The organism is Bacillus sp. 7_6_55CFAA_CT2, assembly GCF_000238655.1.
GTDB lineage: Bacteria > Bacillota > Bacilli > Bacillales > Bacillaceae_G > Bacillus_A > Bacillus_A cereus.
Genome location: NZ_JH414710.1, coordinates 844,154 through 868,830, shown reverse-complemented (window position 1 = coordinate 868,830; position 24,677 = coordinate 844,154). Strand labels below are relative to the sequence as shown.

Here is a 24,677-nt window from a genome sequence, read left to right as displayed (position 1 = left end):
TCCTTCTACTTTTAACGTCCGCGTGCCGCTTGGTTAATTGCATATTGTGTATTAATTGCGTTAACTGAAATACCGTATAACTGATTTGCTTTCATTAAATCTAGCATTTCTGTCGTTACATCCACACTATTTCCGTCTTTATTCGTTTGCATTGATTTTGTTTGAATCTTTGCATATGTATTTTTCGTATTTACTGTCGGCAAGTGCATTTCATTCGTTTGATATAAATCTGGATTACTCTTTAAATCAGCCGCATTGTTTTTATATAATGCACTACTTTTATTCATCTGCTCAGCAAATGTTACATCTTGTGCTTTATAGCCAGGTGTATTCGCATTTGCAATATTACTAGAGACCGTATTTCGTTTCGTCACTAAATAATTCATATAATGGCTTACATCACTCACTAAATCTGGCATATTCCACACCCTTCCCTTTCTAACTTAATGATCCACTGATAGAAGTTTCACTTCATTATTTATTTTCTTATATGCATTTATTAAAATATTTACTATTATGTACCCTTACATATTTTATTCCATTTTTTCTATTGTTGTCTTTAGAAAAATATAAAAATATAAAAAAGAATGCAAAAAACTGTATACACACAGTAATCTATAGAACATTTCAATATATAAACTAAAGTCCATTTTTCTATTATTTAGATTACAATTATTATTTCATCACAGTCATAAAATGAAACCTCAATCAGCGGGTTCTTTATGTAAACGAAGGAATAGACCCCCTTTTAAAAGGGGAATCTGTTTCCAAACGTTATTATTAATATTTACCGTAAAATGAATTAGCCTTCATTCGTCCATCATTTGTCATAATCATTTCTTCCAAAATCTTTTGCTTATCCCGAATATGCTGTGCTGCCTTAATAATGAATGGGCTTACTTCTGCTGCAACTTGTGCACGCGTTTCTTCATCCAATGTCATCATCCAGCGATTTAACATCTCACTCTTCTCAGCAAACTCTCTGTCTGACACTTGCAATTCACCGATTTCATTAAAACAGCTGACAAACGTCCGATAAATATCATTGTTCATTTTCAAGTGCTCCGCGGTAACCGTCTATTAAATCTTGTAACACTTTCACAATTGCATCAATATCTTTCGCTTCACGCGTTACTTTCATCGTTTGAATTTGAATGCTAATCCAATCATATAAACCATAAAGACTATCATATAAATCTTTCGTAATCTCAGGATTTAATTGAAGCTTTAGTTCTTCAAAAATACGTTCTAATTTTTCAAGAAGTGCGTCCCCTTCTTGAAGTTTAAAAGTATGTAAAAGTTCTTCTAAATTACGAAACTCTACAATACATCTTTCATAAATAAAAATTGTATTTTTAATCGGATTACTCGTCATAATATCATTTTGCATATAACGTTGCCATGCTTGCATACGATCACTTCCTCAACTTTCATTAATCATCACTTTTTTGTTTTGTCATTGCTTTAATTGTTTTTAGTTGGCTATCAAGCGCCGCCAATGTACTCTCTAGCTTTTGATACTTCTTCACGATTTCATCTTGCTTTTGCAAGTTTTGCGTCTCAATATCTTTAATCTTTTTATCTAAATCACTTACACGTGAGTCAATGTTTTTAACTCTCTCGCCGACTACACCTTTATCACCGAATAGTTTATCAAGCGGTTCTTCCATCATTTTTCCTAAACCGTTAGAACTAAAGAAAAATTGCTTCGCTGCATCGGGTTTTTCTTTTAATGCTTGTGTTAATTTTTCATCATTAACTTCCATCGTTCCATCTTGCTTTAATTGAATACCGAATGTGAATAAATAATTACCATCTTGAGAAAATGTTACGACATTGTTCATTGCCTGACGTACACTTTGCATAATAGCTTGCCCTTGGAAAGCTCCACCTTTTCCAGCAAAGATATCTACTGTAGAAACAGCTTTATTATAATCAGCTACCATTTTTTTAATAACATTCGATGCGTCTGTTACGTTTGAGTCATTTACTGTAAATTTTAGATCTATACCTTTTGCTTTTTGATCTGCATTTGTACCTGTTCCATCTTCTGGTTTATTTTCCACCTTTGATTCCGTTACTTTCAATAGCTCAATTTTCACACCTGGTAATGCTTCAATTGTATTACTATCACTTTTTCCCTCAACACCATTAATACTATATTTTGCATCTAGCGCTTCGTTAATAGTATTTAATTTCATTTCTGTCGTAGGTTGATTATTCTCATCTGTACCTTCCACTTTCGTATAAAACAAATCTGTAAGTACATTAGGCGGTGTCTTTTCTAATTTAATTTCATTCATTGCCCCTTCTTTTTTCGAGGTCATGAAAATTTTATTTCCAAGTGTATAAGCTGATACGCCATAATCTCCATCATTAATCTTATTAATTAAATCTTTATATGTCATATCAGTTGTTACTTTTAGTTCTTTACCACCTAGTTTTAATGTTTCATCTTTAGGAAGTTTCGCATTTATATCTTTAATTTCATTAGAAGCTATTTGATGACGTTGCGCGAGCTGTGTAATTGTCATATTAAAAGTTCCTGCAATCGCACCACCATCTGCTTTTACATTAATATAACCTTCTTGTGTTGTCGTTACTTTTTTCTCATTCCCTTTAAAAGCCGCTAAGTTTTTAAACGTTTGTGTGAAAGAACTAAATTCTGATTTTAAACTTGTATATAATAATTTATCATTTGTAAGGTCGTTCTTTTCTTTCGTATATGGTGTTTTTCTCATATCTAACGCTTGCATTTCTAATTCTACTAGGTTAGAAGTATCGATCATATTATTTCCGAGGTTCCAAATTTGTTGTCTACCACCAATACCTGTCATCGTTGTTCCTGCCATTTTTCTCACTCCTTGTAGATTACATGTAGTCTAAAATACTCGTTTTACTCATCGTACTAACTGCTTTAAGTGTCGCTTCATACGTCGCATTTATATATGCCAAGTCAGAAATTGCGACCGCTAAATCAACATCCTCAATTTCTTTACGGTTTTCTTGAAGCGCTAAATTTTGCTCACTTAAAATTGTTTTAAACGTCTCCATTGTGTTCATTGTTGAACCAACTTCAGTTGTACGGTTAATGATGCCATCTAAGTTTTTCTTATTTTCTCCTAATAACGGTTGTAACGCTTTTTGGTCACCCTTTTGCATCGCTTCGCTCATCTGTTTTAACGTTTTTATTACCGGGGATAATAATGCTTCTCCGTTACGGAATGCCTTTAACTCATAACCGTCATTTAGTTGCCAGTTCACATCATTTTTTCCGCCCTGGTACGTACCATCTTCTGTAAATGGTGACTTTTCTGCACTATCACCACCGAAAATATAACGACCTTGCTCTTTCGTATTCGCTAAATATACAACTTGTTTTAAAATTTGATCAATCTCTGCACCGATGGCTTTCAATTCTTTTTCACCATTTGGCTCATTTAATGCCTGTACCGTTAATTGATCTGCTCTCGTTAAAGATTTAAAAATACCTTGCAAAGTATTTTCAGTTTGTGTTAATACATTTTTTGAGTCAGCTAAATCTTTTTGCATTTGTTCAATATTCGCCAATGAATGTTGAATCGCAAATGATTTACTCGCTGCAAGTGGATCTTCACTCATAAGAAGATTTTTCTTCCCTGAAGTTACTTGGTTTCTATGGTATTGTTGTTGCACATTCAAATCCATTAACTGATTCTTTGCCCAGTTTGCATTTTGAAATGTAGATACTCTCATTTCTATCTCCTCCTTATATATTTCCAATCAATTATTATCACTTATCGAATAATCGAAAATAGACTATCAAAAACTTCATTCATCGTAGTAATAGCTTTAGAGTTTGCGACGAAATATTTTTGGAAGGCCATTAAATTTACCATTTCCTCTTCCATATTTACACCTTCAACGCTCATTTTTTCTTGTTGAATACCTTCTAGTAAGTCGCCATGAATTTTTTGATAACCATTTACTGCACTTTTATCAGATGCAACACGAACTATAAATTGGTCTAATGCTTGTTTATAAGAAAGACCTTCTTTATAATCGTCATCTGTAACTGCTGCTAGTTTATTTGCTGTTTCAGCAGACATTTTCATTTTCGAAACATCTTTTTGGAATTCTGGATTTAACTTCATATCTTTTGCATAATCTCCAACGAAGAAATCTTTTCCCATCACTGTATTCACTTGATTTTTCACTGAATTCATTAAGTCTTCGAGATTTTTTTTATAATCAACAATCTTTGCTTTCGTATCAATCGCTGATTTTATCGCTCCGCTAGTTACAGAGATTTCTGAACCGTAAATCTCAACTGACATTGGGTCTTTTTCTTTATTTAATTGAAGTGGATATGTATCTTGTCCATTTACTGTTAAAATACCATTCATTCTAACACTTGCGATATTAGGATTCATAGATTCATAAGATACTTCGATGTTTGCATACTTAGACATCTCTGTAATGATGCGATCTCGTTCGTCTAAAAGTTGATTCGGCACTTGTGTACCCGCTTGTCCAATTTTATGATTCGCTTCTGCTAAACTAGCAGCAAGACGATTAAATTCATTAACATGCGCTTCAATATCTTCTGCTGTCTGTGCTTCCACTGTATCTAAGTTTTTCGCAAGACGATTCACTTGACTTGTGAACTTCCCAGTTTCAGAAATTAATGTATCATAGTAGTTTGGTTGCTCTGGATTTTTTGCTACTTCACGAAAGGCATTAAAGAAACCGTCCATTAAACTAGATAATGAATTCTTCCCTGTCGTTCCAACCATAGACTCTACACGTGATAAAGTTGAATTCATGTAGTTATAGTAAGAGAGCTGAGATAATTGATCATTAAACTGCTTCGTCTTTACCTCATCAGTAATACGGTCAACACCTAGCGTTTGTACACCGTAACCAATTCTCTGTTCTGGCGTATGACCATTGCTTGCTCCAACAGATCCGTAATTCACCATTTGACGCACATAACCCGGTGTATGAATGTTAGACAAGTTTTGTTTCGTTGTTTGTAACCCCATTTGAGCCGCTAACATGCCCGATAGCGGTGTATTATAATCAGATAATCTCATAAAGCTTCACTTCTCCTTTACAATAGTTCGTTCATAAAGATTTGCGAATTATTGTTTCGCTCTAAGTTATATTCAGAAACAGAATCCACAATACTTTCTGTAGTTTTTAATAGTACGTTTAAGTAATATTGATTTTTCAAAAGAAGCATTTTTACATTCTCTTCTAATTCAGTTACGTTTTTTTGTAATTCTTCCATTTTTTCGATTTCTTCTTGAGAAAAATACGAAAATAACGTACTTACACGAAACGCTTCAACTCCTTGTTCTTTACAGAACTGAACAACCATTTCTTCTAATGAGCTTGATAACCCTTTTAAACCATCAATGTACTGCAATTGCTCTACTTGCAATTTTTGAACTGCATTTACATTTTTATTTTTTAAATTCTCATATATTTGCTCTCCAAGCGCTTGAATATTTTCATACGCTTTTTGAATAATAACGAGTTTTTCATATAATTGTATGTACATATAGCTTCCTTCCTTTTACAAGACTAAATTCACAATTAAACCATGGATTTCTCCAATTTGATTTAACATTTCTAAATGTCCTGTTTTCGTATTAATTAAATTCATAACATCTTCTAATTCATTCAATCCCATTTCTGCCTGTTTCACAATCGTCATTTTCTGTGAATATCCGTAACGCGGGTGACGAGACATGACATCTTTATACTGCAATACATTATCCACGTAAAAATTCAAAAATGATTTTACTGTATTTTTGTATTCCATTACATTATCAAGCGTTAATTCCATTTCAATTTTCTCTTTAATTTCTCCAATATTATCGACAAAAGCTTCCATTTGTTCTAGTAATTTATCTTTTTTCGGATCTGCATGCAAATTATCCGAAAATGCAAGTCCTGTCCTGACATTTGCTTCTTTCGGCATTTGAGTAGCAGGCGGTATATGCGATAAAATTGGATTATGCGAGATAGAACGTAGCATATATATCACCTATTTATTTTTTTATTTCTTCCTAAACTTAATCGTAAAATCCAGTTATTTATAATTATACTCTGAACAGTAATATTTTGCAGTTATTTTTTATAAAAGATATGTTACAATTTAGCATGAGGTGGCACAATTCTATGAATATTTTCCTTTGTGGTTCAAATCAATTAACAGCATTAGATCAAGAAGAAATTAAAAAATTTTTAACTGACTATGCTCACAAACATAAAATTTACATATTATGTTATAAATCTATTGAAAATGAGGTTCTTCGTTTTTTCGTTGAGAATGAAAGACTCGCTCAAAATTTATGCCTTTACACGCTGCAACCATTGCAAGCAATTACAGATGAATTTCAAGAAGTCGTTGATTACTTAAAAAAACACGGAGCCGAATATGTTGCTTTTGATCATCCTTCTGACTCCATTTACCGATCAGATTATATGTTTTTTGTTAAACAAATTATTGAAGACACTGATTTAGTTCTCTGTTTTTATAATGGGGACAAACATACATCTGTCATCCCTGTCGATGTTGCAAAAGAAGCAGGTATTGATGCTGTCATTTATGATTTACCAGGATTACATGAAAAGCAAATGAAAAAAAGCTTTGAACAAAAAATTCGTATGATGTAAAGGGGGAGGCACAATATCATTATTGTGCCCATTGTAAATATGATAATTGAACAAGATTACGATCATTTTATCGCGAGTTTTAAACAACAATTCAATATGGACATCGCTTCATATAAACAAGATAGAATGCGCCGTAGAATCGATGCTTTCATTTCGAGAAAAGGCTTCGAAAACTACACTAATTTTTTAAACAAATTACGCGCTGATCAAAATTTATTTTTAAATTTTATTGACTATATTACAATTAACGTTTCAGAGTTTTTTAGAAATAAAGAACGATGGCAAACTTTAGAGTCGAAAGCACTACCAAAATTACTCGAACAAAATAGCGGAAAATTAAAGGTATGGAGTGCCGCTTGCGCTGCTGGTGAAGAACCATATACACTCTCTTTAATTTTATCAAAGCATCTAGCTCCATTTCGTTTTGAAATTCAAGCAACAGATCTTGATTTTCATATTTTAGAAACCGCAAAACGCGCTCAATATACAGAACGTTCGTTAAAGGAATTACCTACTGATTTGAAAGAACGTCATTTCACAAAAGAGAATGATCTATATTCATTGCATCAAAACATTAAACAAAACGTCTCGTTTAAACAACACGACCTTTTAATGCAGTCATTCGATACAAATTATGATTTGATTATTTGTCGTAATGTAATGATATATTTCACAGAAGAAGCAAGAGTAAAACTTTACGAAAAATTTAGTCGTTCTTTACGAAAAGGCGGTGTACTATTTGTTGGTAGTACGGAACAAATTTTAACACCCGAACGTTACAATCTTCAGCGATTTGATACATTCTTCTACGAAAAAATATAAAAGAGGTCGTCACAATGGAGTGACGACCTTTTTACATAACTCGAATTAAAATAATACCGACAATCCATATGAAGAGAAAAAGAAACGTCATAGACCATTTATGTTCTTGCATCGTTTGTTTCAATGCCTGTGATAATTGTGTCATGTTCATTTCCGCAAGCGCTCTCCATACACTTACATCCCGATCTTTAGCAATGCGGTCTGTAACGCTAATTAAAATCGTTTCGTTAGACAATTTCGTTATATAAGCAGTAATAACCGTTACCATCAAATTTATATTTCCTTCTGAAGAATCACTTTCCACTCTAGAGATGAGTGCACTTACATCTAGTAAAGGAATATGTACTTTTCTACCAAATGATAGTTGCACTTCAGCGAAATCATATGTTCCATCTAACAAAGGAAGTTCTTTTATATGCGCCTGCTTAATAAGTCCTTGTAGGCTTCTAATTACTTGTTCAAACACTTTTTCTGATTGCTTTCCTTCTTGAGATAATGTATGTAACTTTTTAAAAAGTTGTAACACCGTATCCATCTCTTTAGAAAGTATTTCCTTCATAATCTTTCCATCACTTAAACTTGCAAGTAAAATACCTATTTCATTATTTTTCGAAATAATTTTAGACTGTCCAGTAAACACTAAATTGCTACGCTTTCGTTCTTTCTGGATTTCATGTTCCGAAATAGCTGCAGGCTGTTTTAATGGTTGTAGCGTCTTATCTTCAATTGTCGTACGTTTAATCTCCATTTAAGCGCCTCCACTACTATGAAATAATTAGCCCCATTCTTTATTACTCTTTAAAACTAAAAACAGTACGAACAAACCTGACATGATAGTAAATACATCCGAAGCTTGTACTCCCTGTTCACCTTTTTCTTCTTCCTTGTCTTTCGTTTCTTCTTTTTGTTCTTTCTTTTTAGTAGACAACTTGTTTGTTATTTTTCTCTTTTTGGTCCTTCGCCTTATGTATTTCCTTGTTTTCTTCGAACGGCTCTTTTATAACGTAAGTAAATTCCTCTTTCTCTTTCAACGGTTCTTTTATAAACTTATTTACTTTCTCATCTTGCTTCGGAATTTGAACAACTGGCAATTTTTCTTCTGGAAGCGGGTTTTTGATTTTCAAATCTTCTTGCTTCTCATTTTCTTTCTTATCTTCTAATTCATTTTCTAGTTTATTATCTAATTTATCTTCTTTCTCTTTTTCTTCTATCTTTTTATCATCTTCGTTTTTGGGCGCCAAAACAGAAATGGTATATTCACTTTCTTCAACAAGTTTATTACCTGCTGCATCTATTATCTCTACAAGTAATTCGTATGGCCCAGCCGGCAATGCTTCTGTTATTTCAAATACTTTTTGCCAATCCATATCATGCTTGTTGTAGTCTAATAAAAACGAAAGCTCTTTATTTTCTTTCCCTTTTAATGTAACGCGCACTTCTTTTACAACCGATTCTATATCTGACGCTTTTACTCGTATATGTATAGAATCTCCCTGTTTTCGTTCAACTAAGTTCTCTTTTACTTCATCAATAGTAACTTTCTGTAACTTTGGCAATTCTTTATCTATAGTTGGCGTTTCATTTTTAATACGAATGAGCGGGACTTTCACTTCATTTTTTATGAGCTCTTCTTTCTCATTCTCTTTGTAACTTTGAACGAGCTGAAGATTCCAATCACCTTGCAAATCAAAATCCCCTGCTTTATAGTTAGCAACCCAGCTCTTCGTTTCTTCATCATACTCAAAAAATAGTATTCTTTCTTGCGCATATTGCTCGCCATTTTTTTGTAGCTGCAATATACCTTTCATACTTTGAATGTTTTTCCCATTTGGTTCTACAGCAATTCGCACTTCTTCGCCAACTTTAAGCTCCGGCTTATTTACTGTAATAATTCCCTGTTCTGTTTCTATCTTTCTTTCATTCAATTGTTTATTTACTACTTCTTGTTGTTCTACTTCTTGTTGTTCTACTTCTTGTTGTTCTACTTCTTGTTCTACTTCTTGTTCTGCTTCTTTTTGTTTCTCTTCATCTTGTTTCGTTTCCACTTGCTCTGAAGATTCTTGAGATTCCTTATTTTCTTCTTGTACATTCACTTCATTTATTTTTTGATCTGGCTCAATTTGTTCCTCAGCCTGACTTTGCAAGGGGAAGAACAAGCACACATGTATGCATAGCCAACTCATTAGAAAAAACTTTACGTTTTTCATCTACTAGTTCAAACTCCTATTTCAATGCCTTATAGTGATTTCGTCACTTTTACTCCAAAAAATCCATTTACATTTACAAGTTCACCATACGCCACTAATACATCATTTACATAAATACGAATCGGTTCATCAATATCCTCATCTAGTACAACTGCTTCATTTTCTTGTAAACTTAATATATCTTGAATCGTTTTCACTGTACTTCCAAATACAAATTTCACGTTCATTTCTACATTTTGTAGAATGGACGTGTCCATATATACTGGTTCCATTTGTTTTACTTCTTTAAATTCAATAGGTTGCACAACTGGTTCTACAATTTTTTCTTCTTCAATTTCTTCTGTGGCAATCTCTTCTTCTTCCACCATCGGATACAGAAGTCGCCTTACCATTTCTTTCGCTTCGGAAATTGGCAAAATTTGATACATCTTCGATTGAAGCAAATCGCCAATTTCAAGATTGAACGTAATTTGAACGAGTTCGTCCACTTCCATTGACTCTCCCAAATATTCCATTTCTTCTTTTAACGTTACAAATTTAACATTTGGCGGCGTCATGTCCATTTTTTCTTGAAACATTTCTGACATTGCCGTAGCAGCATGACCCATCATTTGGTTCATAATTTCTTTAATACCGCTCAGTTCTAATTCAGTAAGCTCTTTTTCTGGGTCAACTTCTCCTGTTCCCATCATCATTAAATCTACCATTGTTAAGGCAACATCTTTCGTAAATACGAATACATTCTCATTCTTTAGCCCTTCAACAAAGTCGACATTTAAAATAACAAATGGTACTGGTACTCCATCATAATGACGAACATTGATTGCTTCCACATTTGGTGTACTAATTGTAACTGGCTGATTTAAAAGCGTTGATAATACTGTTGAAGCGGAACCAATTGAAATATTTGCAATTTCACCAAGAACATCTTTCTCTTCTTGTGTTAAATGCTCTTTTTCAACTTGTTCTTCTACAATCTCAGTTTCCACTACTTCTGCTGGTTCGTCTGTTTCTTCTACTCCACCAGATAATTGCATTAATTTATTTACCATTTGTTTCGCATGCTCAACTGAAACAATTTGTACAAGTTTAGAGTTTACAAGATTATCTATCTTTAAATCAAACGATACTTTAACAATCGTATGATTCCCATCGATTTCAGAGATTTTCTCCATTTCTTCTGATAACTTTACAACTTTAATCGTCGGCGGAGACATATCTACTGTATCTTGGAAGAATTCCGACATAGATGTAGCTGCGAATCCCATCATTTGATTCATCGCTTCTTGTACAGCACTTAGCTCTAATTCACCAAGTTCTTTTCCGTCCTCCACTTCACCTGTTCCCATCATCATTAAATCAGCAATGGACAATGCAACATCTTGCTTAAGGACAAGAAGGTTTTCCATATCTAATCCTTTTGTAAAATGAATGTTTAATACAACATGTGGAACTTCGACATCTCTTGAATCATATAAATCTACCAACTCTATACGAGGAGCAGTAATGCTTACTTGCCTATTTAAAATTGTTGATAATACAGTCGAAGCTGAACCAAATGATATATTTGCAATTTCGCCAAGAATATCGCATTCTTGGGGCGTTAAATGCTCATTTTCTTTTTCTAGCACAATCGTGCTCGTATCCCCTTTTGTGTGTTGCTCAGGCATTTTCCCTGCCTCCTCATTTCTGTTTTTCTATCAAATAATATAAACTCTTATTTTATTTTAGCAAACTCATTAGTATAAAACGTTACTATGTATCCCATTATTAGATTCGTAACGATTAGCCAAAAAGCTCCCCAATTGTATACAAGTGGGGAGCTTTCCTTCATTCCTATTATAAACCTTCTGGGTTTAAAATGAGGACCACTCGTCCATCACCGAGAATCGTCGCACCAGAGAAATAGTTAGAACTCTCTGCAAAGAAGTCACCTAATGACTTTAAGACTATTTCTCTTTGACCGATAATTGTGTTTACAATAAGTCCATAGCTGCGATGTGTATTACGAACAATTAACACAGGAACCATTTGACCATCATATGACGCAAACGCCTCATCTACTGTTTTTTCACCAAATACAGTACTTAAATGTTTCACTTCAATAATTTGATTACGATAATTTAATACATCTTTTCCTTGTAAGGATTGGATGTCTTCTCTCTTAATTCGAATTGCTTCAACGATATTTCCAAGAGGTAAAGCATAACGCTTATCATTCGTTTGAACAAGCATAGATTGAATAATAGATAACGTTAATGGAAGTTCAATTCTAAATGTACTTCCCTTTCCTTCCTCAGAATCAATAATTAAATGTCCACCTAAACTATGAATCGTATGTTTTACAACATCTAATCCGACACCGCGTCCAGAAAGATCTGATACAACTTCAGCTGTACTAAATCCCGGTTGGAAAATAAGATCAAACACTTCACGATCTGTTAATCTGTTCGCATCCGCTTCAGTTACAACGCCATTTTTAATCGCTTTTTCTAATACTTTCCCTTTATTAATACCGTTTCCATCATCCGTAATTTGAATAACGACATGATTTCCACTATAAAAGGCTTCTAATTTAATCGTACCTGTCTCATTTTTACCTGCATCACGTCGTTTTTCAACAGTTTCAACACCGTGATCGATTGCATTTCGAATTAAATGAACGAGCGGATCGCCGATTTCATCAATAACAATTTTATCTACTTCAGTATCTTCACCTGTAATTTGTAAATCAATTTTTTTCCCTAAATCTTTCGCTAACATACGTACCATACGCGGGAAACGATTGAACACAGTTTCAATCGGCACCATACGCATATTTAATAGTACATTTTGAATATCTTTTGAAATATCGCCTAATCGATTTAAATGTTCAATTAGCTCCTTGTTTTGAATCGTTTGAGCCAATTCATCAATGCGCCCACGTTCAATTACACTTTCTTCAAACATATTCATTAATCTTTCGATTTTCTCTAATTGAACACGAATTGAACGATTCTCCACTTTAGCATTTTTCGTTTTTGTAGTACTTTTAGCTGGCATAGTACTTGAAGGTTGATTCGTTGCCTCTATCGGTGAGTTTACTTGCGTAACCACAGCAGGTTCTAGCTTTTCTTCTACTTGCACAACTTCTTGTGTCACGACTTTTTTAGAAGCTACTTCCTTCGATATAGGTTCTCCTTGCTTTACTTCCACTTTCTCAATTTCAGAAACATGAAGTACTACTTGTTTCAATTCTTCTATACTACAATCAGTATCCATAAATACTGTAAATTCAAATCCGAAAGCATCTGCTTCAATTTCTTCAATACTCGGAGCTGTTTTTTGTATATTCCCTACATTTTGCAATGCTTCAATACACATAATAGCACGTACCGCTTTTAAAATTGCTTGCTGTTCAACTGTTATATGCACTTCATGCGAAACTCCATCATCGGTGTCTATATGATTTTGCTCTATATGTTCCGTAGGAGTTTCTACATTGCCGTTCAATAATGCTTCTAATTTCTGTTTAGTTGAGGCTACATCAATATTGCCCATTCCACCTTGTTGCACATCTGCAACCATCTTCTCCAAATTATCAATGCACTCAAAAATCACATCAATAATATCCGCATTTACAACTATATTTCCATGACGAATTTCATCTAACACATTTTCCATCTTATGCGTTAAATCAGCCATTTCCGTAAATTCCATGCTCGCAGACATACCTTTGAATGTATGAGCGGATCGGAATATTTCTCCTACAACATCCATATCAGCAGGATTTTGTTCTAACACTAGCACATTTTCATTTAGCGACTGTAAATGTTCTTCTGACTCTTCGAAAAATATATTTAATAGATCTGTTTGCATTTTTATCCCCTACCTGTCTAACAAACATTTCATTTATGTATAACAATTTAGTGTTTTACAATGAGAAAAAAGGGGGCCACACGTCGATCCGCTATCACTGTTTTGATTCCTTGTGGCACCCCTTCTATATTAACTATTTGCTACTTTTGTTAAAGCTTCAATTACACGATCCGCTTGGAATGGCTTTACAATAAAGTCTTTTGCCCCGCCCTTAATTGCATCTAATACCATACCTTGTTGTCCCATTGCAGAACAAATAACAACCTTTGCACTTGAATCAATTTTAATAATTTCTTTTAATGCTTCAAGCCCGTCCATTTCTGGCATAGTAATATCTAATGTTACAATATCAGGTTGAAGTTCTTTATACTTTTGAATTGCTTCTACCCCATTCTCTGCTTCGCCAATAACTTCAAATTCAGCATTACTTTTTAATAAGTTTTTAATCATCGTTCGCATAAACATCGCATCGTCTACTACTAAAATTTTATGTGCCATTCTTTTTAATTCTCTCCTTCTATGTATAAATATATCTTAATATTTCACCTTATCATTCTCACTCATTATACAAAATAAAATGATAAAATTTAATATTTTTTAAAAGAATTTTCGTGTTTTTATTATTTTATTATTAAAATAATAATATACTACTCTTTTATATAAATAACAACGCGACGGTTTTTTTCCCAGTTTTGCGGTGAATCATTTGGTACAATTGGCTTTGTGTCTGCATATCCTACCGCAGCTAGCCTTTTATCGTCCACATTATACACTTCAATTAAATGGTGAATCATATTTGCCGCTCGTGCTGAAGATAACTCCCAATTAGAAGGGAATTTCTCATTATGAATAGGTCTACTATCTGTATGTCCCTCTACAACAATTGGGTTAGGTACGGATTGAAAAAATCCAACTAATTGACTTATTATCCCTTTCGCTTCGGGCTTAACGTTCGCATCGCCTGTATCAAATATTAAATTATCTACTATAACGACGCTTACCCCTGTATCCTCTCGATATACATTCACTTGACTAATACCGTTATTATCTACATACGCTTTTAACTTCTTATATAATTCATCCATTCTCTTTTTTGAAATCATTTTTTCATCATTTTTTTCATGTGAAATATCCGGTATTGTATTTTCCATTACTTTTGCATCTACTTGCCCCGTATCACTAAACTTTTCAAGCATCTTTGACAATTTTACTGCATCTTGCTTTGATGTAGCAACTAGTAATACAAAGAAAGTTAATAATAACATCGTTAAATCTGTAAAAGTCGTCATCCAACGAGGCGATCCCTTTTGCGGTCCTTTACTCATCATACCACTCCTTGAAATATTAGGCTGCTCCTTTTACCTTTTTTACCTTTGTTTCGTATACGTATGTATCCAGTTTCAACTTTAATTTAGAAGGGATTTGTCCACGATACAATTCTGAAATTGCTTCTATTACAAACTTCTTCTCTGTATATAAATCTTCAATACCACGATATACTTTTTCCGCAAGAGGGATTGCAATCATATTCGCAAGTACAGACCCATATAATGTCGTTAACATCGCAACTGCCATTCCTGTACCAATTTGCGATGTATCTTGTAAGTTTTGGAGCATAATGATAAGACCGATTAACGTACCAATCATTCCCCAAGCTGGAGCAAAATCACCAATTTTATCTAATAATACTGCTCCTTTTCTTAACTCATACACTTCCGTTTCAATATCTTTCAATAACACTTCTTTTAATTCATCTTCATCGTAACCGCTTAACATTAATCGAATTCCTTTTTGAATAAAAGGATTGTCTACTTGCTCTCCATCTACCTCTAAAGAAAGCAAGCCGTGCTTTTTAGACTTTTTCGAAAAATCGACAAACAAATCCGTTAACTGTTCTAAATCTTCTTCTCTTCTATGTAAAACAGTAAAAATGCTTTTCGTATATTTTTTTATTTCTCCAAATCGATATGCCACAACAATTGTCGCTGTTGTTCCCCCTATGACAATTAAAATAGATGAAACATCTAAAAAGTTTTTGAAAGCTTTTATTCCACCGCCGCCAAGCATAATTGCCGCTATCACTATAATGAAACCTACTATAATGCCCACTGGGCTAGAAATATCAAACTTCCTTTTTTTCTTTGTGGTCTAGCTAATACTTGATTTTTCTCTCCCATATTTCTGCCCTTTCCTTTCCATTTTTATATAACATTTTTTTATTTTAATAATACGTTTTCGCATATAACATGTATTATACGCTTATCATCTGTTTATCGCAATATACTCATGAAATTGACACATTTCATTTCTATATTAGAATTATGGTATGAATAAATGAGGAGGATCACGATGGAACACAACATTTTACAAGTCATTGCATTAGCAGAAAAACTAAAATATGAAATGCGACATAGCTGGCTTTCCAACGGACGTCAAGAAAGTGTTGCCGAACATACATGGCGGATGTCTCTAATGGCCATTTTAGTTGAACCTTATTTGGATCAAAAAGTAAGTATTGAGAAATTACTTAAAATGGTTATTATTCACGACCTAGTCGAAGCCGAAGCTGGTGATATTCCTGCTTTTGATACAATGAATAGTCACGAATTACAGTTACAAAAACAAAAAAATGAACTGGAGGCTATTTTAAATATTAAACAAACGTTAACAGGTTCTCTCGGCGAGGAATTATATGACTTATGGATGGAGTTTGAAGCGAAAGAAACATACGAAGCACAAGTTGCTAATGCACTCGATAAACTTGAGGTGAAAATCCAGCATAACGAAGCTGATATTGATACGTGGCTACCAATTGAACATAAAATGACATTCCAAGTAGCAAAGCATACAAACTTTGATTCTTTCCTATCTAAATTACAAAAAATTATTGAACAAGATGGAGAAAAGAAGTTAATTGCTGCCGGCATTGATGTTGAGGCATGCAAGCAATAATGAAATAAGACACTCAACAAGAGTGTCTTATTTCATTATTGTTGATATAGCCTGCTTATAAATAAGCTGTTGTTTTCCATCCACTAAGATTAAAACTGTAAATTTATCCACTCCAACAACTTCTCCTACTATTCTAACGCCACTCTTTAAGAAAATTGTAACTGTACCTTTTTCTTCTTTTATTTGTTTATACAATTCTTCCTGTAAATGTTCCAATTACTGTCCTCTCCTTTCTGTGAAACATCTTAATATAAAAAACTATAAATTTTTTATTTATGCACTTTGTCTTTTATGTTCATAAACTTATTAATAAGTATATCTAAATCACGACTAAATAACAAAACTTTATCATGATCCAATCCGTGTCTCGCAACAAGTTGAATTAACTCTTTCTTTTTGTTTTCTATTTTATTTTTTAATTGTCCCATCTCCATCTCTATACTAAAACTCCCTTTTCCCATAATATTACTTGTAAAATTATAGTACATATTCTCTCATAAAAAAATAAGAAAATGGTTTTTTTACAATTTTTTATTTTTTATGCCTAAATTATGAATTACGTAAAGGTTTATTTACAAATCACTAACATGCAATCCTAATGAATCTACAGGCATTTGTCTAATTATAAATGAGACTGGCTCGTTTTCTATACAAAAAACATACTGTATATAGTAGTCCATGAACCATATAGATTAACTTACTAAAAAGGAGGAAAACATATGAGTTATGGTGGAAGTTGCGCTGGTTTCGGCGGTGGATTTGCTTTGCTTATCGTACTATTCATCCTTCTAATCATCATCGGATGTAGCTGTTGGGGTGGCGGCGGATACGGATATTAATATATCCTATCCTTGAAAAATGAACTAAAAACTATAGAAAAACAGCTCAAATATGAGCTGTTTTTTTCATACTTTCGTATGAATTTATATCCCTCTTATTTGCGATTTCAACTAGCAACATATTGTTTACTATGGAATAAGAAACATTTTTACTAAGGGGGATTACAATGATTAGAGGTCTTTACGAAGCACATTTACCTGTCCGCAACTTAAAAGTATCAATACCTTTTTATGAATCACTAGGGCTAAAATTATATAAAAGAGGAGATAATATTGCTTTCTTTTGGATTAAAGAAAATGAGAGTTGGCTCGGCCTTTGGGAAGGCACAGAATACAAAGTGAATTATCACCCCTCTTTACGACATATCGCCTTTCAAGTAAGTTTACATGATTTAGAAAATGCGATTCATTGGCTAAATCAAAAAGGAATTTCAGCACGAAAAGACTTTGGAATGGAACCAATTGAACCGATTGTTTTTCCGGAATTAGCACATGCAGCCGTATACTTTAACGACCCTGATGGAAATAGTTTAGAATTGATTGCACAATTACCTGTTGGACTTCCCACAGCGGAAAAAGTGTATTTAAGTGAGTGGAAAGAACAAATTCAAACATCGTCATTACATAAGGATTAATCTATTTATGTCAGTTTCTTATTCCACACTTCTTAAAACAAATAAAAACTTCAATAAACTATTTTATGGGCAAACATTAAGTGTACTTGGGGATTGGTTCCATACGGTAGCTTTATTAACATTTGTCTACAACATAACGGAATCGCCGTTTATGATCGCACTTACTTTTATAAGTAAAAGTTTACCACAGCTTCTTCTTAGTCCATTCATAGGCGGAATTGTAGATCGTTTCTCTAAAAAGAATATTATGATTTTTACCGATATTACACGGGGAATTCTAGTCCTTACATACTTACTCGCAGGCTATAAAATTGAGATTATTTTCATTGCTAATATATGTTTATCTGTACTTTCTTGTTTATTTGAACCGGCTAAACAAGCAACTCTAAAAAATATCGTACACCAAAATCATTTCGTAACTGCTAACTCTCTTTCTAGTACAATTAATGGTTTTATGTCTATTATGGGGGCTTCTTTGGGCGGAGTAATTGCACAATCTTTACATATTGAGTTCGCTTTTTTAGTAAATAGCCTATCATACTTTATTTCAGCCTATTTTATTTATAACATGAGTATTCCTGCTCATGATACTTGTAACAAGAACAAAGCATTTTTCACTGATATAAAAGGTGGTTATACATACATATTACAAACAAAAATCATTTTAACATTAATTCTTGTCGGCATTTCATGGGGGATTATTGGAGGTGCTTATCAACTACTTCTAACGATCTATGCCGAAAAAATTTTCCATACGAACATTGGGATTTTATATACGGTTCAAGGGGCTGGGCTTATGATAGGAAGCCTTCTCGTTAATCTTTATATATCCCATAATAAAGAAAAAATGAAAAAAGTATTCGGTTGGGCCTACTTATTACAAGGAATTTTCTTTCTCGGATTCATTCTATCCGATCAACTTATTATCGGTATCATTACTTTATTCTGTATGCGCATAGCAGGAGGAATCATCGTTCCACTTGATACGACATTACTTCAAACTTACACACACGAAAATATGATAGGTAAAGTTTTTTCATTCCATTATTCCATTTACGGATCTCTTATTCAGTTATCGATGTTTTTTACAGGAGGGCTGTTAGAAATTCTTTCTCCTCAAATGATTGGCTGTTTATTAGCTACATGCTGTATTTTTGTAAGTTTTATATGGCTGTTCTTGTTTTATCGCGGGGATCTCAGTGAATAATTTAATGATAATCAATACATTTTGATCCCATTCATTATTTGTTTCCCCATAATAAAATTGTTTAAAAACACAAGTCAGATTTTTTAGTTAAAGAGCCTTATATGGCAACACTATTTGAGAAAAAACTAGATATTTATGTTAAAATACAAATAAGTTTGTGAAACATTGCACTTAAATAATAGACTTTAACTAGTTAAACTTGATTAAATAGGAGGGCTGTTTTGGGTATCACATTCTTTTTCATATGTATTATATTAGTGGCTTCTATTCTGCAAGCAAGTACAGGTTTTGGCTTTTCCATAATGGCAACCCCTTTCTTACTTATGTTATTTCTACCACAAGAAGCTATACAAATAAACATTATTTTATCTTTAATTATCTCCATTTCACTCATTTGGAAAATAAGAATGGACGTTGATTTTGTTCTACTGAAAAGGTTTATTTTTGGAAGTATAGTTGGTGTTCCTTTTGGCATTTTAATTTTCATTTCCGTTAACATAAACACTTTTAAATTAGCAGTTAGCATCCTACTCTTACTATTAACATTGTTGCTAATATGCAACGTTAAGGTTAGATCAACACAATCTAGAGATTTCATAGTTGGCGGATTATCTGGTCTTTTAACGACAAGTATCGGTATGCCAGGTCCACCCCTGTTACTTTATTTTACAGGAACTAATACTGAAAAAGAGAAGTTAAGAGCAACTACATTAGCTTTTTATCTGTTTATATATTTCATTAGTCTAGTAACTCAAATACTCTTTACTGGCACAAACAAAACCATTTGGGAATCAAGTTTTTATGCCATTCCAATTGTATTTTTAGGTTTGTTTATAGGTCAAATTATTTTTAAATGGCTTAATCAACGGATTTTTAAAATATTTACGTACATTCTTTTAAGTTGTACAGGGGGTTATCTTCTTATTGAAAGTTTGAACTTGTTATAGAGGATGCTTTAGATCGTGCAATAACAGATATGTTCAAACGAAATTATTACTGTATTTTCCGGCGGGGTATTCCATATCAAAACTTAAATAACTTTATTGACAGTTTACAATTAGCAATAATCTTTCTTTCATAAGGAAAATATTTCAAATCAAATACTAAATAAAACGATAAAAAGCGGCTATTATGCCGCTTTTACTTACTATTGGCATTTCATTCTCATTTTCTATCACTTTTGTAAAAAATTATTAATTTTTATTTCTATGTACATGATAACAAACAAAATACCTAAGTTCAGAAAGAATAAACAACTTTCTGGCCTTAGGTATTTCTCCTTCTCAAAAAAGGCAAACCCGCATCACAGGTTTGCCATTTCACTCATTTTTTATTTAGTCCTTTTTCACTTAAAAACTCTTTCATATGCATTCTTTTTTCTTTAGACATAAACGAACTCATTGATTCCGTCCATGTTACGTTTTTCTTGTTTGATGATCTTTCTTTATAATACGCGTTCATCGTTTCATCATATTCGTTTAGTAATTCATCATATTTTTGTTCATCATATCCATTTTCATGAAGAACTGCTGCTACTGGTAAACGTGGTTTAACTCCATGTTCTTCATCTGGTACACCGACTGTCATTCCGAATACAGGATATACTTTATCCGGTAAATGAAGCAGTTCACTCACTTCTCTCGGATTATTACGAATACCACCAATATAACAAATACCGTATCCTAACGATTCTGCTGCTAGTGCTAAGTTTTGCGCAAAAAGTGAAGCATCTACCGTCGCAACGATAAAGTCTTCTACTCCCTCATGCTTTATCTCTGTACTATGTTTTTCACATGCAATTTCAAGTCGTTTTAAATCTGCACAACAAACAAAAAATGCTGCACAGTCCTTCACATGGCGATTTCCGGATAGCTCTGCTAGTTTAGCCTTTAATTCCTGATCTGTTACATATATAACAGAATACGCCTGTACAAAATGTGATGAGGCTGCATGTTGCGCAGCATGCACCATCTTTTCTACTACATCTTTCGGAATTGATTCTTCTTTATATTTACGAACTGAAACATGTTGCTCCATCTTATGTATGATCTCATTCATGAAAATCACTCCTTTTTTCTCTTCATAATGAAAAATTAACATATCTTTTTCAATTTTCACAACTTATAAGCACAAAAAGAGCAATTCTTTTTGAATTGCCCTTTTTTAAAACGTTTATCGATACGGTAAATGAAATTATAATTATCTTATTACGCCGTTTTCAAAACTTTAATACCTTTTACGATATTCCAAATGAAGTAGTAAATTCCTACAAGAATGAACACTGCATATGTGATAGCCATTCCAATTCCAGCACCGTCAGATTGATTGAAACCTAAACCGTACATGCCTGATACTGCTAGTCCTCCAAATAAGATTGCGTATGGGAAAACATGTGACCAAAATGCTTTTTTCGCGTGATACTTCACTTCATCTTCTGCAACAAAGTACACGATAATTGGTAGTAAAAATGGTGCAAAAAAGATACTAAAGTAACATAACGAAGATAAAATATTATTTCCTTTCATCCGATTCACCTCTAAATAGTTTTTGTTACCTTCATTATGTCAGGAAATCATTCTAGAAACTATCGCTTTACCTTTCACGAACGTGACATATTTGTAAGATTTTCCTCAAACTAAATCCCGCCTAGAATTTCAGACGGGATCACTTTCACTATATTCGATTCATAAACCAATACTGTGTAATTGCTAAATATTCTCGTACATTCGATGGAATGATGATTGGTTTCGGTGTTTTTGCCGGAAGACCTTCTAATTGTAAACCTTGTTTGGCCGCTATTTTTTTCGCTCTAAACATGTGAAAATCGTTTGTTACGATCATACCTTTTTTCATATCGGCTGGAATTAACGGTTTTGAGAATGTAATATTCTCATCTGTACTCGTAGATTTGTCCTCCATTATAATGCGGTCTTCTACGATATTTTGTTTTATTAGTCCTTGTTTCATTGCTAATGCTTCTGAAATGTCTTCACCTTTTCCTTGTCCTCCAGATACGATAGCGATTGTTTTCTCATGTGATTTTAAATATTCAGCTGCTTTATCAATACGATATTGCAATGAATAAGATGGTTTCGTCCCATTTACTTTCGATCCTAGTACAATTATGTAATCAGCATCGTAGGTTGCATTCATATGCCCATGCTTATAAATGTGATATTGTAAAAACCCCGCATACACGGCGCAAATCATTATAACAACTAAAATGCCCTTCATTATTTTCTTCTTTCTCATATTCATATACTCCTATTTTCTTTTACTTCCTTCATGATAATATCCATTTATTTGTTTGTATACAGACAAATTCCAATAAACCCTAATTTATCCTCTGAAAGGTAATATTTATATTACTTTCGGGAATAGTAAGTACAACTTTACACGAAGGAGTGTCTCTATTGCTTCTCTTTTTATGTAACGTGTCGTTCTTTTTCATCTTATTTTTACTATCGCTTAAGTTACTCGGTAAATCCGCGTTAGCGCAACTAACTCCTCATGATTTTGGGGCTATAATTTTTTTATCTTATTTAGCTTTCCAGGCCATACCCGTCTCTGGTGCTTTACAAGCATTTCTCGGTATGGTTGTTATCACATGTTTACATTTACTCCTTACAAAATTAAGCCTATTCAACAAACTAAATCGTTTTATTCTCGGACACCCTATCATTTTAATTAAACATGGTGATATTATTTTTGAGAACTTACAAAAAAGTAGATACCCCATTGCAGAACTGCTTTCTAATCTTCGCGTTGCAGGATATCCAAGTGTTCATGAAATTGAATACGCTATTTTAGAAGCGAACGGCGCTATTAGTATTTTACCAAAAAGAGAACTTGTACCATTAACTCCAAAAGATTTAAACATAGAAGTTAAGTATGCTGGATTACCAATTGCACTTATCGTCGATTCACAAATTCAATATGATAACTTAAAGTTAATACATAAAGATGAAAAATGGTTATATAAAGAATTAAAAGAAAAAGGAATTACAAATATTAAAAACGTTGCCTTTGCTTCTGTTCAAGAAACGGATGGATCTTTTGCGATTAGTTTAAAGGAATAAAAAAATCCCCTTAATTGCTTAAGGGGATTTTTTATCATATCGCTTCTTTCTCTCCTGCCATATTTAATGGAACAGGATGTTTCATACGATTCATCGTAAATACGATAATCGCTGTCATTACTTCTGCAACTGGCATAACGAGCCAAATTCCATTTATACCAAATAATTTCGGCATAATCCATAACAATGGAATAATAAATAGTAATCCTCGGCTCATTATAATAAGTACTGATTTCTTCGTTTGTCGCACTGATTGGAAGTACTCTCCATACACAATGTTATAACCTAAAAATACGTATTGGATAAAGAATAAACTAATACCTGTTAAGGTTAACTCCAATAATTCTGGAGATTGAACATCAAATAAACCAATGATATATTTCCCGAAGAATAATCCGACAATTATCGCAACGCCTCCGAGGACAACAGCAATTTTCACAGCAAACTTCAATCCTTCACGAAGTCTCTCTGATAAATTTGCCCCGTAATGGAAACTAGCAATTGGCTGTAATGCTGCTCCAACACCAAAGAATAATAGTAATGTCATTGCATGAATACTATTCACCATCGCATAGGAAGCTACTCCTACTTCTCCTGCATATTGGACAAATGCAATATTAAAACCAATCGTTACGATTGCAACCGTACTTTCTGCTGTAAAACTTGGGAAACCAATCACCATAATTTGTTTGACAGTATCCCATTCAAAATGAAATTTCGTCCACTTTAAAATACTACTTTTTCTAAAGAAATGAGTTAATAATACAAGGAAACCAATCGCTGCCGAAAGAATAGTCGCTGAGGCAGCACCTGTTACGCCCCATCCAAAGATAAAAATAAAGATATAGTCAAACACTATATTTAATACAGCCGTTACAACAAGACCAGCCATTGCTAAATTAGGATTTCCATCATTTCGTATAAATGTACTTAAAATATTTTCTAAAACGTATATCATTCCAAATGTTAATAATACGTGTAAATAGTCTAACGCATATGGTAAAATCACTTCATTTGCACCAAATAAGTATGCTAAATCTTCTATTCTCCATAAGCAAATCGCTGCTAAAATCCCTACGATAACAACTGCTACCGTCATTGATTGAGTAAAAATAGACCTTGCTCTCTCTCGTTTATTTTCACCTAATGCAATGGAATATAACGTTGCCCCGCCCATTCCAATCCATAATGAAATAGAGAAGAAAATCGAAAAGGCTGGAATAGCCACGTTCACTCCTGCTAAACCGTTCGCCCCAACTCCTCTACTAATCATAACCGCATCAATTACAATATTCACTGACATTAATACCATTCCGAGGACGGCTGGTATTAAATAAGAAATAAATAAACTTTTAATTGGTTTTTCTCTTAATTTTTCTGTTGCTTCCATACTCTAACATGCTCCTTTTTTT

General features: G+C 33.3%; 27 protein-coding genes and 2 pseudogenes. 8 read left to right on the top strand and 21 right to left on the bottom strand.

The window, feature by feature from the left end; genetic code table 11:
- Nucleotides 1–11: 11 nt before the first annotated feature.
- From flgB to HMPREF1014_RS20120, 8 genes are all read right to left on the bottom strand, one after another.
- Nucleotides 12–419, bottom strand: a complete 408-nt coding sequence (gene flgB / locus HMPREF1014_RS20155; RefSeq protein ID WP_001113109.1) for a flagellar basal body rod protein FlgB — start codon at nt 417–419, stop codon at nt 12–14.
- A 361-nt stretch (nt 420–780) separates the two neighbouring features.
- Nucleotides 781–1,053: a hypothetical protein gene (locus HMPREF1014_RS20150; RefSeq protein WP_001058088.1), complete on the bottom strand. Its 273-nt coding sequence runs from the start codon at nt 1,051–1,053 to the stop codon at nt 781–783.
- Nucleotides 1,043–1,411 carry a flagellar export chaperone FliS gene (locus HMPREF1014_RS20145; protein WP_001149516.1) on the bottom strand — a complete coding sequence of 123 codons (369 nt, stop codon included), beginning with the start codon at nt 1,409–1,411 and terminating at the stop codon, nt 1,043–1,045. Before HMPREF1014_RS20145 ends, HMPREF1014_RS20150 begins: the two co-directional genes overlap by 11 nt.
- Before the next feature lie 22 nt (nt 1,412–1,433).
- Nucleotides 1,434–2,852: a flagellar hook-associated protein 2 gene (locus tag HMPREF1014_RS20140; RefSeq protein ID WP_000929303.1), complete on the bottom strand. Its 1,419-nt coding sequence runs from the start codon at nt 2,850–2,852 to the stop codon at nt 1,434–1,436.
- A 19-nt stretch (nt 2,853–2,871) separates the two neighbouring features.
- Complete coding sequence (locus HMPREF1014_RS20135) at nt 2,872–3,735, bottom strand: flagellar hook-associated protein 3 (protein ID WP_001266403.1); 864 nt, start codon at nt 3,733–3,735, stop codon at nt 2,872–2,874.
- Nucleotides 3,736–3,776: 41 nt separating this feature from the next.
- A complete protein-coding gene (gene flgK / locus HMPREF1014_RS20130) occupies nt 3,777–5,075 on the bottom strand; it encodes a flagellar hook-associated protein FlgK (protein WP_001239706.1) in 1,299 nt (432 codons plus the stop codon).
- A gap of 17 nt (nt 5,076–5,092) precedes the next feature.
- Nucleotides 5,093–5,545 (bottom strand): hypothetical protein, encoded by a 453-nt coding sequence (locus HMPREF1014_RS20125; RefSeq protein WP_000275883.1) that lies wholly within the window; start codon nt 5,543–5,545, stop codon nt 5,093–5,095.
- 15 nt (nt 5,546–5,560) lie between these two features.
- Nucleotides 5,561–6,025, bottom strand: a complete 465-nt coding sequence (locus tag HMPREF1014_RS20120) for a YaaR family protein (protein ID WP_000946323.1) — start codon at nt 6,023–6,025, stop codon at nt 5,561–5,563.
- Between the two features lie 143 nt (nt 6,026–6,168).
- Here HMPREF1014_RS20120 and HMPREF1014_RS20115 point away from each other — a divergent pair, with 143 nt between their 5' ends.
- Together HMPREF1014_RS20115 and HMPREF1014_RS20110 are read left to right on the top strand one after the other, a co-directional pair.
- Nucleotides 6,169–6,666 (top strand): flagellar motor switch protein FliG, encoded by a 498-nt coding sequence (locus HMPREF1014_RS20115; protein WP_001020110.1) that lies wholly within the window; start codon nt 6,169–6,171, stop codon nt 6,664–6,666.
- Nucleotides 6,667–6,705: 39 nt separating this feature from the next.
- The gene (locus HMPREF1014_RS20110; protein ID WP_000582873.1) at nt 6,706–7,488 is read left to right on the top strand and encodes a CheR family methyltransferase; all 783 of its coding nucleotides are present in this window, start codon (nt 6,706–6,708) and stop codon (nt 7,486–7,488) included.
- A 31-nt stretch (nt 7,489–7,519) separates the two neighbouring features.
- Here the strand turns inward: HMPREF1014_RS20110 and HMPREF1014_RS20105 are convergent, their stop codons facing one another.
- The 7 genes and pseudogenes from HMPREF1014_RS20105 to HMPREF1014_RS20075 form a co-directional block, all read right to left on the bottom strand.
- Nucleotides 7,520–8,236 carry a hypothetical protein gene (locus tag HMPREF1014_RS20105; protein WP_000403960.1) on the bottom strand — a complete coding sequence of 239 codons (717 nt, stop codon included), beginning with the start codon at nt 8,234–8,236 and terminating at the stop codon, nt 7,520–7,522.
- Nucleotides 8,237–8,263: 27 nt separating this feature from the next.
- Nucleotides 8,264–9,695 (bottom strand): annotated as a pseudogene (locus HMPREF1014_RS20100) (transglycosylase).
- Nucleotides 9,696–9,724: 29 nt separating this feature from the next.
- Entirely contained in the window at nt 9,725–11,365 is a 1,641-nt protein-coding gene (locus HMPREF1014_RS20095) for a flagellar motor switch protein (protein WP_001115011.1), read from the bottom strand.
- A 169-nt stretch (nt 11,366–11,534) separates the two neighbouring features.
- The gene (locus HMPREF1014_RS20090; protein WP_001192616.1) at nt 11,535–13,553 is read right to left on the bottom strand and encodes a chemotaxis protein CheA; all 2,019 of its coding nucleotides are present in this window, start codon (nt 13,551–13,553) and stop codon (nt 11,535–11,537) included.
- Nucleotides 13,554–13,682: 129 nt separating this feature from the next.
- Entirely contained in the window at nt 13,683–14,051 is a 369-nt protein-coding gene (locus tag HMPREF1014_RS20085; RefSeq protein WP_000940568.1) for a response regulator, read from the bottom strand.
- A gap of 149 nt (nt 14,052–14,200) precedes the next feature.
- Nucleotides 14,201–14,878 (bottom strand): OmpA family protein, encoded by a 678-nt coding sequence (locus HMPREF1014_RS20080; protein WP_000033627.1) that lies wholly within the window; start codon nt 14,876–14,878, stop codon nt 14,201–14,203.
- Nucleotides 14,879–14,897: 19 nt separating this feature from the next.
- Nucleotides 14,898–15,730, bottom strand: a pseudogene (locus HMPREF1014_RS20075) (flagellar motor protein MotP).
- Nucleotides 15,731–15,902: 172 nt separating this feature from the next.
- Between HMPREF1014_RS20075 and HMPREF1014_RS20070 the strand changes: the two are divergent.
- The gene (locus HMPREF1014_RS20070; protein WP_000400781.1) at nt 15,903–16,505 is read left to right on the top strand and encodes an HD domain-containing protein; all 603 of its coding nucleotides are present in this window, start codon (nt 15,903–15,905) and stop codon (nt 16,503–16,505) included.
- Between the two features lie 27 nt (nt 16,506–16,532).
- Here HMPREF1014_RS20070 and hfq read toward each other — a convergent pair whose 3' ends face one another.
- On the bottom strand, nt 16,533–16,721 hold the full coding sequence (hfq, locus tag HMPREF1014_RS20065; protein ID WP_000400665.1) for an RNA chaperone Hfq: 189 nt from the start codon (nt 16,719–16,721) through the stop codon (nt 16,533–16,535).
- Nucleotides 16,722–16,774: 53 nt separating this feature from the next.
- A complete protein-coding gene (locus HMPREF1014_RS20060; RefSeq protein WP_000291688.1) occupies nt 16,775–16,993 on the bottom strand; it encodes an aspartyl-phosphate phosphatase Spo0E family protein in 219 nt (72 codons plus the stop codon).
- A gap of 231 nt (nt 16,994–17,224) precedes the next feature.
- Between HMPREF1014_RS20060 and HMPREF1014_RS20055 the strand changes: the two genes are divergently transcribed.
- The 4 genes from HMPREF1014_RS20055 (at nt 17,225) to HMPREF1014_RS20040 (ending at nt 20,133) form a co-directional block, all read left to right on the top strand.
- A complete protein-coding gene (locus HMPREF1014_RS20055; RefSeq protein WP_000120179.1) occupies nt 17,225–17,344 on the top strand; it encodes a YjcZ family sporulation protein in 120 nt (39 codons plus the stop codon).
- 167 nt (nt 17,345–17,511) lie between these two features.
- Nucleotides 17,512–17,979 carry a VOC family protein gene (locus HMPREF1014_RS20050; RefSeq protein ID WP_000617953.1) on the top strand — a complete coding sequence of 156 codons (468 nt, stop codon included), beginning with the start codon at nt 17,512–17,514 and terminating at the stop codon, nt 17,977–17,979.
- A 7-nt stretch (nt 17,980–17,986) separates the two neighbouring features.
- On the top strand, nt 17,987–19,186 hold the full coding sequence (locus HMPREF1014_RS20045; protein ID WP_000117053.1) for an MFS transporter: 1,200 nt from the start codon (nt 17,987–17,989) through the stop codon (nt 19,184–19,186).
- A gap of 221 nt (nt 19,187–19,407) precedes the next feature.
- Nucleotides 19,408–20,133: a sulfite exporter TauE/SafE family protein gene (locus tag HMPREF1014_RS20040; RefSeq protein ID WP_000513081.1), complete on the top strand. Its 726-nt coding sequence runs from the start codon at nt 19,408–19,410 to the stop codon at nt 20,131–20,133.
- Between the two features lie 376 nt (nt 20,134–20,509).
- On the opposite strand, the gene nfsA is transcribed toward HMPREF1014_RS20040, so the two are convergent.
- The 3 genes from nfsA to HMPREF1014_RS20025 form a co-directional block, all read right to left on the bottom strand.
- On the bottom strand, nt 20,510–21,244 hold the full coding sequence (nfsA, locus tag HMPREF1014_RS20035; protein WP_001002392.1) for an oxygen-insensitive NADPH nitroreductase: 735 nt from the start codon (nt 21,242–21,244) through the stop codon (nt 20,510–20,512).
- A 149-nt stretch (nt 21,245–21,393) separates the two neighbouring features.
- Complete coding sequence (locus HMPREF1014_RS20030; protein WP_000678055.1) at nt 21,394–21,711, bottom strand: magnetosome magnetite crystal formation protein family; 318 nt, start codon at nt 21,709–21,711, stop codon at nt 21,394–21,396.
- 148 nt (nt 21,712–21,859) lie between these two features.
- Nucleotides 21,860–22,438 (bottom strand): YdcF family protein, encoded by a 579-nt coding sequence (locus tag HMPREF1014_RS20025; protein ID WP_001227678.1) that lies wholly within the window; start codon nt 22,436–22,438, stop codon nt 21,860–21,862.
- A 161-nt stretch (nt 22,439–22,599) separates the two neighbouring features.
- Here HMPREF1014_RS20025 and HMPREF1014_RS20020 point away from each other — a divergent pair, with 161 nt between their 5' ends.
- Nucleotides 22,600–23,265 (top strand): DUF421 domain-containing protein, encoded by a 666-nt coding sequence (locus HMPREF1014_RS20020; RefSeq protein ID WP_000923924.1) that lies wholly within the window; start codon nt 22,600–22,602, stop codon nt 23,263–23,265.
- Between the two features lie 34 nt (nt 23,266–23,299).
- Here HMPREF1014_RS20020 and HMPREF1014_RS20015 read toward each other — a convergent pair whose 3' ends face one another.
- Complete coding sequence (locus HMPREF1014_RS20015) at nt 23,300–24,655, bottom strand: MATE family efflux transporter (protein WP_000388390.1); 1,356 nt, start codon at nt 24,653–24,655, stop codon at nt 23,300–23,302.
- Between the last annotated feature and the right edge of the window lie 22 nt (nt 24,656–24,677).